Source organism: Blautia sp. CAG:257 (assembly GCF_000433815.1).
Taxonomy (GTDB): domain Bacteria; phylum Bacillota; class Clostridia; order Lachnospirales; family Lachnospiraceae; genus Blautia_A; species Blautia_A caecimuris.
On the sequence record NZ_HF999114.1, the window covers coordinates 1 to 13,618 of the forward strand.

Annotated in this window: 12 protein-coding genes and 1 pseudogene; 2 read left to right on the forward strand and 11 right to left on the reverse strand. The window is 44.6% G+C overall.

Translation table 11 applies throughout. The annotated features are described in order from the left end of the window. Positions 1-200: 200 nt before the first annotated feature. The 11 genes and pseudogenes from QVP40_RS12700 to secA all read right to left on the reverse strand — a co-directional run bounded on the left by QVP40_RS12700 (position 201) and on the right by secA (position 12,271). Positions 201-1,781, reverse strand: coding sequence for a glucose-6-phosphate isomerase (locus QVP40_RS12700; protein ID WP_022068761.1), 1,581 nt, complete (start codon positions 1,779-1,781; stop codon positions 201-203). A gap of 93 nt (positions 1,782-1,874) precedes the next feature. Further along, the gene (yaaA, locus tag QVP40_RS12705; RefSeq protein WP_022068762.1) at positions 1,875-2,618 is read right to left on the reverse strand and encodes a peroxide stress protein YaaA; all 744 of its coding nucleotides are present in this window, start codon (positions 2,616-2,618) and stop codon (positions 1,875-1,877) included. Beyond that, a pseudogene (locus QVP40_RS12710) lies at positions 2,619-3,073 on the reverse strand (peroxiredoxin). A gap of 60 nt (positions 3,074-3,133) precedes the next feature. Beyond that, the gene (locus QVP40_RS12715; protein WP_022068765.1) at positions 3,134-3,568 is read right to left on the reverse strand and encodes a hypothetical protein; all 435 of its coding nucleotides are present in this window, start codon (positions 3,566-3,568) and stop codon (positions 3,134-3,136) included. 5 nt (positions 3,569-3,573) lie between these two features. Further along, the gene (locus tag QVP40_RS12720; protein ID WP_022068766.1) at positions 3,574-5,109 is read right to left on the reverse strand and encodes a Y-family DNA polymerase; all 1,536 of its coding nucleotides are present in this window, start codon (positions 5,107-5,109) and stop codon (positions 3,574-3,576) included. Beyond that, the gene (locus QVP40_RS12725) at positions 5,096-5,983 is read right to left on the reverse strand and encodes an ATP-binding protein (protein ID WP_022068767.1); all 888 of its coding nucleotides are present in this window, start codon (positions 5,981-5,983) and stop codon (positions 5,096-5,098) included. The genes QVP40_RS12720 and QVP40_RS12725 overlap by 14 nt, the downstream gene beginning before the upstream one ends. Before the next feature lie 88 nt (positions 5,984-6,071). Then, positions 6,072-6,626, reverse strand: a complete 555-nt coding sequence (locus QVP40_RS12730; RefSeq protein WP_022068769.1) for an AlbA family DNA-binding domain-containing protein — start codon at positions 6,624-6,626, stop codon at positions 6,072-6,074. A gap of 24 nt (positions 6,627-6,650) precedes the next feature. After that, on the reverse strand, positions 6,651-7,475 hold the full coding sequence (locus QVP40_RS12735) for a Cof-type HAD-IIB family hydrolase (RefSeq protein ID WP_022068770.1): 825 nt from the start codon (positions 7,473-7,475) through the stop codon (positions 6,651-6,653). 2 nt (positions 7,476-7,477) lie between these two features. Next, on the reverse strand, positions 7,478-8,497 hold the full coding sequence (locus tag QVP40_RS12740; RefSeq protein ID WP_022068771.1) for a helix-turn-helix domain-containing protein: 1,020 nt from the start codon (positions 8,495-8,497) through the stop codon (positions 7,478-7,480). A gap of 141 nt (positions 8,498-8,638) precedes the next feature. Beyond that, positions 8,639-9,571 carry a GTP-binding protein gene (locus QVP40_RS12745; protein WP_022068772.1) on the reverse strand — a complete coding sequence of 311 codons (933 nt, stop codon included), beginning with the start codon at positions 9,569-9,571 and terminating at the stop codon, positions 8,639-8,641. Between the two features lie 123 nt (positions 9,572-9,694). Further along, positions 9,695-12,271, reverse strand: coding sequence for a preprotein translocase subunit SecA (gene secA, locus QVP40_RS12750; RefSeq protein WP_022068773.1), 2,577 nt, complete (start codon positions 12,269-12,271; stop codon positions 9,695-9,697). 414 nt (positions 12,272-12,685) lie between these two features. Here secA and QVP40_RS12755 point away from each other — a divergent pair, with 414 nt between their 5' ends. Together QVP40_RS12755 and QVP40_RS12760 are read left to right on the forward strand one after the other, a co-directional pair. Continuing rightward, complete coding sequence (locus tag QVP40_RS12755) at positions 12,686-13,054, forward strand: NusG domain II-containing protein (RefSeq protein WP_022068774.1); 369 nt, start codon at positions 12,686-12,688, stop codon at positions 13,052-13,054. A gap of 3 nt (positions 13,055-13,057) precedes the next feature. Beyond that, positions 13,058-13,543 carry a Gx transporter family protein gene (locus QVP40_RS12760; protein ID WP_022068775.1) on the forward strand — a complete coding sequence of 162 codons (486 nt, stop codon included), beginning with the start codon at positions 13,058-13,060 and terminating at the stop codon, positions 13,541-13,543. The last annotated feature ends 75 nt before the right edge of the window (positions 13,544-13,618 follow it).

The following is a 13,618-nucleotide window of genomic DNA, read 5'->3' on the forward strand; positions in this document are numbered from 1 at the left end:
CCACAGGAATTGATTTTTGAGAAAATTGTGGAAAACATTTAAAAATATCCATCTAGGGAAATATTTCTCTAAATGGATATTTTTATGCGGTTGCCCTGAGCGGTAAAAGCAGGCAGAGACAGTATCCTGTGCCCCTACACATTCAAACTGCCTCTGCCTGTTTTTTATCAAATCAAATTTTAGGTTAATGACTGTTTCAATCAGATGTTCAGAAGATCACTGAACTCCTTTAAAGCTCCGTCGGTCTCATGTGCAAGAACACGTTTTGCAAGAACTTTGCCCAACTGTACGCCCTCCTGATCAAAACTGTTTACATTCCATACAAATCCCTGGAACATGATCTTGTTCTCAAAGTGTGCCAGAAGTGCTCCAAGAGCCTGAGGTGTCAGAGACTCGCCCACAATAATACTGGACGGGCGTCCGCCCTCAAAGTTTTTGTTGCGGTTCTCATCTGCCTTGCCGCATGCAAAAGCAACGATCTGAGCCACTACGTTTGCACAGAGCTTCTGCTGGCTTGTGCTTCCCTGGATCACAACATCTGTACCGATCTGGCTGTTTTTAAATCCAACAAACTGAAGCGGTATGATATCTGTTCCCTGATGAAGAAGCTGATAGAAGGAATGCTGTCCATTGGTTCCTGGCTCACCGAAGATCACCGGACCGGTCACATAATCTACCGGCTCGCCAAAACGGTTTACAGATTTACCATTGGATTCCATATCAAGCTGCTGCAGGTGTGCCGGGAAACGGCTCAGTGCCTGAGAGTACGGAAGCACTGCAGTCGCCGGATATCCAAGTACGTTGCGCTCGTATACACCGATCAGAGCATCCAGCATATCCGGATTCTCACGAAGCTCTGTATTCATGGCAAGCTTGTCTTCCTCTGCTGCCCCTTCCAGGAACTGTGCAAATACTTCCGGCCCAAATGCCAGAGATAATACTGCGCCTCCAACTGCAGATGTGGAAGAAAAACGTCCTCCGATATAATCATCCATAAAGAAAGCTGCCAGATAGTCGTCGCTCTTTGCCAGAGGAGAAGTCTCGCTGGTAACTGCGATCATATGTCTGGATGCATCCAGACCAGCATTCTTCAGTGCGTCTTTCACAAAGGACTCGTTAGTAAGAGTCTCCAGAGTAGTTCCTGATTTGGAAACAAGTACAAAAATAGAATGTGCAACGTCAATAGAATTCAGTACTGCTGCCGCATCATCCGGATCTACGTTGCTGATAAATTTTGCTTCCATTTTAAATGTATTGTTTTTCTTAGCCCAGTTTTCCAATGCAAGATACATTGCCCGAGGACCAAGATCACTTCCGCCGATACCGATCTGAACAACAGTTGTAAATTTCTCTCCTGCGGCATTTGTGATCTCTCCCGCATGAACCTTATTGGCAAATTCTGCAATCTTATCCTGCTGTTCCACATAAAAAGCCCGCTTATCTACACCATCAGCAACAACTGCATCGCCCAGCTGTCCGCGGGTAAGCTGATGAAGGACAAGACGTTTCTCACCTGTATTAATGACCTCACCATTATACAGGGCTTTGTATTTCTCTGTAAGCTGTGCTTCCTCTGCAAGCTTCTCAAGAGCTGACAGAACATTTTCATCTACCTGCTTGGCAGCATAATTATAAGCCATGCCTGCTGCCATAGGAACACTGTATTTTTTTACACGCTCTGCTCCATTTGCACCTGTCATTGCTTCTGCAAGATTCACACGTTCTACATCAGCGATCTCCTTATAAGAAGCAAGACTGTCAAAGTTTTTCCAATTGATCATAGTGATTTCTCTCCTTCAACTGTTTATTCGATACTGCCTTTATTTTACATCAAAAGCAGATGAAATGAAACGGGTAATTTGTTTTTTGGGGAATTATCCTGCAATAAAAACGAATTTCTTCTCATCAGACAGCGTTTCTTCACAGGAAAATCCCAATTCATGAAAGGCCTTGATCTCTTCCGGATCCTGAATGCGATTTTCTGCTATAAAACGCACCATCTCACCTCTTGCCATTTTTGCCAGAGTTGCTTTCTGCTTTACTTTTCCGTTTTTCCACTCTCCAAATTCCACTGTGATGAACCGGTCCTCCGGCGTCAGATATTTTTCTACTGCCTTTGCATACTCTTTCGATGCCAGATTCAGGATCAGATGATCTCCATCTGTCAGTTCCCGGTACAGCCGCTCTCCCCAGAAATCATAAAGGTCTTTTTTTCCGTGTACGGACAGCTTTGCCTGCATTTCCAGACGGTAGGGCGTCACACCGTCAAAAGGCTTCAGGACTCCGTAAAATCCGGACAGGATCCGGAGGTTTTCTTCTATATATGTAAGCGCTCCCTCTGAAAAAACCTCAGGAGCCATATGCTGATACTGGAGACCTTCATAGGTCAGCACTGCCGGCGTAAGGTTCCTCTCCAGATCCATTTCCTGAAAACGTGCGTAATTCAGTTCAGCCAGCTTGTCATTGCATTTCCATAACGCCTGAGCATCGGAAAAACTCAGCTTTTGGATCTCTTTCATCAGAATCTTTGTGTCCTCCAGAAATACCGGAAGCCCTGTCACTCCATAGGTATCCGTATCCACATTCATTTTTTTCGCAGGTGATATGATGATCTTCATTTAAGAAAGCTCTCCCAGCATCTGTGCCGGATTTTCTGCAGCCTTTACCTTTCCAAATGCCTTAACGATCATGCCCTTTTCATCGATCAGATAGGTGGTTCGCACGACACCCATAGTCTTTTTGCCGTACATGTTTTTTCTTTCCACACATCATACGCCTGAATACAGGTAAGCTCTGTATCAGAAAGAAGTGTAAAAGGCAGGTTGTATTTTGTCTCAAATTTTTTGTGAGAGGCCACACTGTCCTTGCTGACTCCCAGTACAACCGCACCCTTTTCTGTAAACTGAGGATAAAGCTCTCCAAAACCACAGGCCTGCTTGGTGCACCCCGGTGTATTGTCTCTGGGATAAAAATATAAGATAACTTTTTTCCCTCTGTATTCTTCCAGTGTATGCATGTCACCGTTCTGATCCGGAAGCGTAAAATCCGGTGCCTTTGTTCCAATCTCCAACATTGCCATTTCCTCCTTCGATTGTGATTTATACCCTATTGTACCGCCTTCCTCCTTTTATGGTCAAGGGGCGGTATCCATAAATACGATCTCCCACAGATCCTCAAAAGGGATTTCTGTCTCATCTGTAAGGATCAGCCTATGGCGGAATTCATCCAGCTTTTTTACAGTTCCGCTTACCGTCACATATGCGCCGCCCTCCTTGCGAGGATCCGGGCGGAAAAAGCAGACGGAAACCTCCAGATGCTCACCGATATGCTCTTTGATAAATTCCAGACGCCGGTTCAGGATGTCCAAAGCTTCCTCATCTGGCTGGATCCGGCGTTCTGTCAGCCTTGCCGTTTCCTTTACCGCCTCTCCGTAGCCGGTCAGCGCGGCAAACGGCACAAACTGAGCCGCCCGGTCCAGAACAGGCATCTGCGGCCGTTTATCTGACACATGATGGGGCAGATGGATGATATCATCATATTTATGACTTTCTCCAAAATAATTTTTCATCTTATTTATGCTTTATGCCCTCCGATCCTGGAATTACGGTCTTTGGCAGTAGCCCCTTCCTGCAGATTCATTCCCTTTAATATAGCGTTCTTTCCAAATTTTTTCTTGATATCCAGCATGGCCTGCTGCATCTTACGCTCTCTTTCCAGAAGTTCCTTTTCTTTCTGCCTTTGCTTTTCCAGGGCTTCATAGTCTGTAAAAAGATCCAGCTGCTCAAAGGTTTCCTTTTGTTTTACTGCGGTTTCCGGCACTACCTTATTGGCAGCCAGATACATCCGGCGGATCAGAAGCTTTTTGTCCATGATCCGGTCATAAAGTCCCATCACCGCATCGGTGATCTTCTTTGTAGAAGAAGTCTGACTGTCCAGATTTACTGTTCCATGAGCATGTCTGGGAATTTTTCTGCCATAGCGGTCCACCTTAATCTCACCCTTATAATCCTTTTTCCGACCGGCATCTGTCAGATTTTCGATATCATACCCCACCGTCAGCGTCAGCTGATCTGTGACCAGCCGCTTATCCACCAGATCAAGGACAAGAAGATCCGTCATTTCCCGGATCACCAGGCGCGCCTGCTCAAAGGTATAGGGACAGGGCAGTACCTGTCCGGATCCAATGCTGTTGGTGGACGGCTTATATTCTTTGATATCTGCGATCGTGCAGGGCTCCCATCCCCAGGCATGATCGATCAGAAGCTCTGCATTAATGCCAAAAAGCTCATAAAGAAGATCTTCATTATAAAAATCCCCCGGGCCTCCCAGAGAGCATCTGGCAATGTCTCCCATGGTAAACATGCCGTTTGCTTTCAGCTTTTTCTCATAGCCTTTTCCCACACGCCAGAAGTCCGTCAGCGGCTGATGATCCCACAAAAGCCTCCGGTAGGACATTTCATCAAGCTCTGCGATCCGTACTCCGTACTCATCCGGTTCGATATGTTTTGCCACAATGTCCATGGCGATCTTGCAAAGATAAAGATTTGTGCCGATCCCTGCCGTTGCTGTGATCCCGGTTGTCTGCAGTACGTCACGGATCATCTTCATGGCAAGTTCTCTGGCAGTAAGCCCGTAGCTTTTCAGATAGTGTGTGGCATCAATAAAGACCTCGTCAATGGAATAAATATGGATATCCTCCATTGCAATATATTTCAGATAAATGTCCACGATCCGGGTGCTGTATTCCATATAAAAAGCCATCCGGGGCGGGGCGGCAATATAACTGACCTCCAGCTCCGGATATCGTTCCAGATCCTCTGCCATATAAGAAGAACCGGAAAATTCTCCTCCTGGAGCAAGCTTTTTCCTTCTGGCATTGACTTCTTTTACTTTCTGTACCACCTCAAAAAGTCTGGGACGGCCCGGGATACCATATGCCTTCATGGATGGAGATACTGCCAGACAGATGGTTTTTTCTGTACGGCTGGCGTCTGCCACCACAAGATTTGTTTTCATGGGATCCAGTCCTCTCTCCCGGCATTCCACAGACGCGTAAAAGGACTTCAGATCAATGGCTATATATACATGATTTTCGCTAATATCTCTCATCACCTTTTTTCAGGATATATTCAGTATTTCTGTAAGCACCCTGTTTTGATAAAATATTTCGGTCTGCCATTTCTTTTAAAATGGCTCTTGCTCTTCTTTGTTTTACGCCTAACAATTCTCCTGCTTTTCCGGACGTAATTTTATCATATTCACAAAGATAAGCCATAAGAATTTTTTCCTGATCCGTCCATGTTTCTTTCTCTATCGATATCGATGATTTTCCATTTTTATCCGGAATCAAAAAATCTTTATAAACAGTTTTATCGGCACTCTCTGACACTTTATCGGCACTCTCTGACACTTTATCGGCATTTCTTTGCTTTGCGGCAATATCAAACGAATAAGCTTCATCCAGTGGAACAATTATCCGGAATACATCACCTTCTTTAAACTCCGGCTGTTTTCCTGAATACAGAGTTGAATATTTAAACAAATTTCTTACTCCTGAGCCAAGCTGTTCTGCATATCCTATATTTCGGAAGAAAGCAGCAATTAAAGGATTTTTCGGATTCGGTTCCAGATTATCTACTGTAATATATCTAGCCTTAACAGCTCTGTTCGCATTTTCTACATACATGCAGTCCTTTTCAATAACAAATTTTGCTGTATAGGTGCTGGAATATTCTCGATGCATCAGAGTATTTGCAGCCGCTTCACGGATAATAATATTCCTGAGACTTATATTAACCGTATCTTCAAGAAAAAATTTATCCGGAAGATGCTTTTTTCCAAATTCCAGCAATTGTTCATAACTCTCTATCAGATTCGTTTTAATAATTTCTCTGTCATCGTAACGATCTTTATTCACTTTACGTACAATTGCATCTGTCACATAAGCCGGAGATATATTTAATATCACATCATCCTTTCCCATAACATAATTGCCGCAAGATTAAATCCTTCTTCCCCCGTTACCATATCACGTCCATATAGTCCTGCGCTTTTCAGCAATTCCATATCACTCATTGATACCCATGGATGATTGCCGCCCGCATGATTTTTGCCATCAAACGTATTTTCGGAAGCAGATCAAGCCTTAAATCTGTCAAATTTGCATACGGGAGAATTTTCTTTTCAGTAAAAACATTCTGTTTACGGATATACATCTGCGCTATTGCACCTGTGGCTGTTACTTTCACATCAGCATCTTCCACTCTGTCATAAATAATCTTTTTATAGCTATGCACCTCGGCGCTTGGCGGAACATGAACATGGATAATCGTATTACCCACCTCATCCTGCAATATTTCCGGCGACAAATACACTGTCGGAGAAAACATCGACGGATTTCCAATCACACTGATAAAATTTTTTATCATATCCTGAGCTGCATTTTGCGAGATACCGCAAACAGTTCCGTCATCCAGTACCCCCAGAAAAATATCTCCACCAAATCGGTTAAGAAAAGAACAGACACTTTCATATGTATCTGATTCAATTCCATTTCCACATCGTTTAAATTCTACTGCAATAGTCTCTCCTATTTCCAGAACAGATTTCAGGGTTTTCAGATCCATATTTTCCTCCTGTTCAAAATCTCCTTATGCGTTCAGCAGAAAATGTTCAATAATTTCTGCAACTCCGTCATGGTTATTATCCCGTTCAGTCACATAATTGCCATGCTCAGCCATACCTTCATAGGCGTTGCACATAACTGCTCCCACATGGGCCGCCTGGAGCATTTCCACATCATTAGGAGCATCCCCGGCAGCCACAGAATTTTCCAGCGGGATACCCAGATGATCACACATCCATTTTACTGCAAATCCTTTTGATACACCCTCTGGTGCCACCTCCAGATAATACTCTGTAGAAAAAAAGCTTCGCACCGTTCCCTTCAGCGGGTCCACACATTCTCTCTGGTATTTTTCCAGTTCCGAGCGATTGTCCAGCCCTACCAGAAGGATCTTGTATGGATCAAAAGGAAATGCCGCATCCACATCCGGCACGATCTCGTAAGGAACGGTGGATCTGTCTATATAATAATGCAGCTCCGGGCGATCCTCCATTGCGAGCACACTGGTATCAGAATAGGACTGCACATGAAGTCCTCTGTTCAATGCTTCCTGAAATAAAGGCTTTGCCACTTCTGTTGAAATTGTTTTTCCGTAAATGGTCTTTTTATGAAAAGGATCATAAATCTGACCGCCGTTAAATGCGGTCACATAACAGCCTTCTCTGGTAAGTCCGATCCGTTCTGCAATATGAACGCCGCTGGCAAGGGGTCTTCCTGTTGTTACCACAATCTTATGCCCCTGTTCCAGTGCCCAGTCAATAGCAGCCTGATTTCCTGCAGTTACTTCCTTCTGATCATTTAAAAGCGTACCATCCAGATCTGTAAATAAAATTTTTGTGTGTTTTCCCACGGTTATTCCTCCTCAAATACGAAGCCGTATACCGGATCCTTTCGGAAGCTTTCGGATAAAGTAGCTTTCATCTGGTCTGCAAATTCCGGACTCAGCTCCTTAAATTCCATATGTTCATACAACGCCGAATTTCTGTATGCATCCAGTTCCTCTACGGCATCTATTAATTTTTTCATACAATCTCTGACTTTTTCTCTGTCTTTTTCCATAAGGGAAATCTGCATCTGCGCAGAAATCTTATGATATTCTCCGGTTTCAAAAAGCTCTGCAAGCCCTGTCATTTTTTCTGTGATCATTCTGGCTTTCTGAAGATCCCCCTGCTTTTCTGCCAGCATAAATATACCGCCCAGAGTCATTTCCGCTACGTTATTTGTCTGAAAAAGCAGTTCTTCATATTCTTTAAAGGCACTGTTTCGGTCTCCCTTTATTTCACAGAGCTGTGCCTTATGGATTTTTTTCACCGGGTCCATCCGGGAAAAATATTTCAGACAGGCTTCTGCTTTCTCATAATCCTCATTACGGTAATAATAACTGAACAGTGCATCAGCCGCCCGTTCTCGGATTTCTGAATCTTCACTTTCCAGCGCCTGCTTATACCATCCCAGGAGCTCCCGGTCGTATTCTTTCATTTTTTCCGAATCCGGGATTCCCTTCAGGATCCTCCAGCCGTCCAGTACCATGGCAAGGTGAAGGATCAGCCTGCTACATCCGGGATACTGACAGATCTTTTTCCTGCAAAAATCAAAAGCTTCCTCAAAACTTACCTTTTGAAATTTTCCGTCCGCCTCCTGAACGATTGCATTAACCTCTTCCTGTGTAAGCTCCTCCCGGAAAGACAGCAGCGTATCCGGCGTTGTCTCCAGCACCCTTGCAATTGGAGCAAGAAGCGTAATATCCGGCAGAGAAACATTATTCTCCCATTTATTTACCGCCGGAGCAGTAACGCCAAGGCGTCTCGCCATTTCCTCCTGAGTCAGATTTCTGTTTTTTCTGTATGTTCTGATAACTTCACCTATTCTCATAAATGCTCTCCTTTGCTTTTTTCGCATCGGCCTCTGCTGCTTTTATCATAGCAGAGGGAACATCTTCTCACAACTGAACAGATGTTAAGTAAAAAGCAAAAAATTTAACTGTCATTCATAAAAACACGTGTCTATGAACTCTCATTCTGCAAAATATACTTCGATTTTTTCCTTTACAGGTTTTTCACCGATAACGATCAGAACTTCCTGACCTTCACTTATCGGCCGGAGAATGGCTTTTCCACGGGCAGCATTCACTTCCATCCACTGTCCCTCCCTGTTTTTGCCAAATCCTTTGATTCGAAAAACAGATCCGCAGTCCGGATCAGCCATGATCTTTTCTGACCTGCAGGCCAGCTCTTCTGCAGGAAATGCAAGATTCATAAAATAAAGAGAAGTAAATTTTTCCTCTGAAAAGTGCTTTTTTTCGTAGGCTGTGGAGCGGTATCCGCACTTCAGCAGTCGGTCATAATCCTGATCGGTCAGTTTTTCCCAGTCTTTTGAAAAAATCTGTTCCTCAAATGTTCGTCTGCAGCGGACATTTTCTATTGCCCTCTCCAGATGCTCTGTCACTGCTCTTTTTTGTTCTTCTGAAACCTCATCGCACCTGCTCAAAACCACACAGCCTGCGGACGCCGCCTCTGATGCCAGCAGATATTCTGCCTGATCCGAAAGCTTTTCTTCCAGTCCCCCATCTACCACTGCGATCACATTCCCAATCTCATACCAGCGATCCAGCGGCTCCTCATAAAGTGTATCAAAAAACTCATCTACGTCAAAGATCCCGGAAGGCTCAACGATCACCCTGTCATATCCGCACATTCCCATGGCAATCAGTTTTGTTTTAAATCTTCTTCTGTGTGTCTCTCTGTCACATCCTCCTGCGATCATTTCCAGCTCACAGTTTTCTCCTTCCAGTTCCTTTAAAAGCATCATATCCACATTCACTGCACCAAAATCATTTTCTATGATTCCGATGTTCTGTCCCTGTTTTAAAAGATAGGAGGCGTACTTTTTTATAAAAGTTGTTTTTCCCGCTCCCAAAAAGCCGGTAATCAAGTCAATTTTTATCATAATATCAAATCTCCTGTCATAAGCAAAGCGGACAAGTCCGACTCAAACTCCTTCAGTCCCTGAAAAACAAAAGAGGGCTGCCAGATTCTCTTTTTCAGTGAATTTCTGACAGCCCTTCTGTTCTTATGCTTTCATTGCCTTACGTCCACAGCACTGTTTGTATTTTTTGCCGCTTCCGCAGGGACACGGATCATTAGGATAAACCTTGTCCTCTTTTCTCTGAACAGGCTTGCGGGCGCTGGAATCATCTTTATTTGTTCCGGTTACTTTTGCCACCTGCTCACGCTCGATCTTCTGTTCAACATGAACATGATACAGCATGCGGACTGTATCCTCCTGAATGCTGTTTGTCATTTCATTGAACATATCGTAAGCGCTCATCTTATACTCAACAACCGGATCTCTCTGTCCGTATCCTACAAGGCCGATGCCCTGACGGAGGATTTCCATGTCGTCAATATGATCCATCCACTTACTGTCAATGGATTTCAGAAGAACCACTCGCTCAAGCTCACGAAGCTGCTCCGGTTCCGGGAACTCAGATTCCTTTGCCTCATAAAGCTTCACAGCTTCTTCCTTGACAATATGCTTCATCTCATTTTTCTTCTTGCCCTTTACTTTTTCCTGAGTAAGAGCCTGGATCGGAATGATCGGAAGAAGAATGGAGTTAAATTCATCCAGGTTCCATTCTACCGCGTCCACATCATCTGAGAAGCATCTGTCCACAGTATTGTCCACAATATCTGTGATCATCTTATAGATGGAATCACGCATATTCTCTCCGTCCAGTACCTGACGGCGCTCTTTGTAAATAATCTCACGCTGCTCATTATTTACCTGGTCATAGTCAAGAAGATTTTTACGGATACCAAAGTTGTTGAACTCAATCTTTTCCTGTGCCTTCTGAATAGCATTGGAAAGCATTTTGTGTTCAATCTGCTCGTTCTCTGCAACGCCAAGTGAGGTAAAGATTTTCATCAGACGCTCGGAACCGAAAAGACGCATCAGATCATCTTCCAGGGAAATGTAGAAACGGGATTCGCCCGGGTCTCCCTGACGGCCGGAACGTCCTCGCAGCTGGTTGTCAATACGTCTGGATTCATGACGCTCAGTACCGATGATCTTCAGACCGCCGGCCTCTCTTGACACATCATCCAGCTTAATATCTGTACCACGGCCTGCCATGTTGGTAGCAATGGTTACCGCTCCTGCCTGTCCGGCCTGAGCAACGATCTCTGCCTCCTGCTCATGGAATTTGGCATTCAGCACGCTGTGCTGGATTCCTTCACGGCGCAGCATTCTGCTGAGAAGTTCAGAAGTCTCAATAGTAATCGTACCTACAAGAACCGGCTGCTGTTTTGCATGGGCCTCCTTGACAGCCTCAACAACCGCATTGAATTTCTCTTTTTTTGTCATATAAACAGCGTCTTCCAGGTCTTTACGCTGTACCGGTTTGTTGGTAGGGATCTCAACAACGTCCATTCCGTAAATATCACGGAACTCTTTTTCCTCAGTAAGCGCAGTACCTGTCATACCGCCTTTTTTGGTATATTTGTTAAAGAAGTTCTGGAAAGTAATGGTTGCAAGAGTTTTGCTCTCACGTTTTACCTTTACATGCTCCTTGGCCTCAATAGCCTGATGAAGTCCGTCAGAATAGCGGCGGCCCGGCATGATACGTCCGGTAAATTCATCAACGATCAGGATCTCATCGTCTTTTACCACATAATCCTGATCCCTGTGCATCAGGTTGTGGGCGCGGAGAGCCAGAATAACATTGTGCTGGATCTCCAGATTTTCCGGATCAGCAAGGTTTTCAATATTAAAGAATTTCTCAACCTTTTTCACACCGCGCTCAGTCAGGTTGACGATCTTGTCCTTTTCATTTACAACAAAATCTCCTGTCTCAACAACCTCTTCACCCATGATGGCTGCCATCTTTGTCATCTCATGGCTTGCCTCACCGCGTTCCAGCTGCTTCGCAAGAATATCGCACACTTCGTAAAGCTTGGTGGATTTTCCGCTCTGGCCGGAAATGATCAGAGGAGTACGGGCCTCGTCAATGAGAACAGAGTCAACCTCATCGATGATACAGTAATGCAGATCTCTCTGTACAAGCTGTTCCTTATAAATAACCATGTTGTCACGAAGGTAATCAAAACCAAGCTCGTTATTTGTCACATAGGTAATGTCACAGCCATAGGCAGCCCGGCGCTCCTCCGGCTTCATGTCGTTCAGTACAACGCCTACAGTCAGACCAAGGAACTCGTGAACCTTACCCATCCACTCTGCATCTCGCTTTGCAAGATAGTCATTGACAGTAACAATATGCACTCCCTTGCCCTCCAGAGCATTCAGATATGCCGGAAGTGTAGATACGAGTGTTTTACCTTCACCGGTTTTCATTTCCGCGATTCGTCCCTGATGAAGGATGATACCGCCGATGATCTGGACACGGTAATGCTCCATTCCAAGAACACGCTTGGCTGCCTCGCGCACTGTGGCAAAAGCCTCCGGAAGAAGATCGTCGATGGTCGCCCCTTCCTCCAGGCGTCTTTTATACTCTCTTGTTTTGTCTCTCAGTTCTTCATCAGTTAATTTCTGCATCTCCGGGCGCAGAGCCTCTGTTTTTTCTACCAGCGGCATGATACGTTTTACCTCACGCTGGCTGTGCGTCCCGAATACTTTTGAAAACACGTTCATAATATACTCCTGTTTGTCTTTATTTTATATAAAATCTTCTTTACGGAATCCTCCGTAATTAGGTTAATACAATTAATCTATTCTATTCTATCACTTTCTCACATGGAAAACAATGAATTTTTTGCCCGCAGTCCCTGAATATTGTTGCTGTTCATTCCGTTTACAGCAACCTAATCAAAATGCATTCCCGATCACCTCCGGTGACAGCGCAGCCCCTGATATTACCCCTTCATAGCTGCAGACACAGGAAACCCTCTCCTTTTTCCCGTAATCCGCGCTGTGTTTTTATCATCTAACTTCAGGGCTTGTCATATTTTGTGCCTTATGCTATGATAAACACCAAACTGCAGGATTTATCCTGCTCCGAACCGGAAACCACTTTAACCAATGATGATAAAGAAAGAGGATTCTGAATTGAAAAAAAAAGATCTGATCATGATCGCAGCAATCCTGATTACTGCGCTTGCCCTCTGGGGCGGCATGTTCCTGATGCGTAAAGGCGACTACGGTTCTGTCCGTATCACTGTAAACGGTCTGGAATACGGAACCTATTCCCTTGCAAAGGACCAGGTGATCGCCATTGGCGATACAAATGTCTGCGAAATCAAAAATGGAAAAATCAAAATGACAGAGGCAGACTGTCCCGACCATCTCTGCATCAGCCAGAAAGCTGTAGGAAACTCAGGCGGGACCATTGTGTGCCTTCCCAATAAAGTTGTAATAGAAGGAGTAAAAGCCGCTGGCTCCGAAGAAGCTTCTCCGGAATTTGACACGGCAGTATAAGCTATGAACAATAAAAAAACTGCATATCTCGGACTGTTTGCCGCTGTAGCCATCATTTTCGGCTATGTGGAGTCCCTGTTCCCGTTTTTTGCGGGAATCCCCGGAATCAAGCTGGGGCTGGCAAATCTTGCCGTTCTCTTTATCCTTGAAACCTATACCTGGAAAGAAGCCGCTGTGGTATCTGCAGTGCGCATCGTTGTGATCGGTTTTCTTTTCGGAAATATGTTCACCATTATCTACAGTCTGGCAGGAGCAGCTTTAAGCCTCTTTGTCATGACTCTTATGAAAAAAAGCTCCGGCTTCAGCATTCTCGGCATCAGCGTGGCAGGAGGCGTGTCCCACAATATCGGTCAGCTGATGGTAGCTGCCCTGATCGTGGAAAACACCAGTCTTCTTTATTACGCGCCTGTACTTCTGATCTCCGGCGTGGTCACCGGTCTTCTGATCGGTATCCTGACAAAAGAAGTGACAAAAAGAATTCATCTTTAAGTCACTTCCCTTACATTGTCCAATATTTTATTTCTGTACCTTATAGGTATCCTTCATCAGCTCAAAACGCTCTTC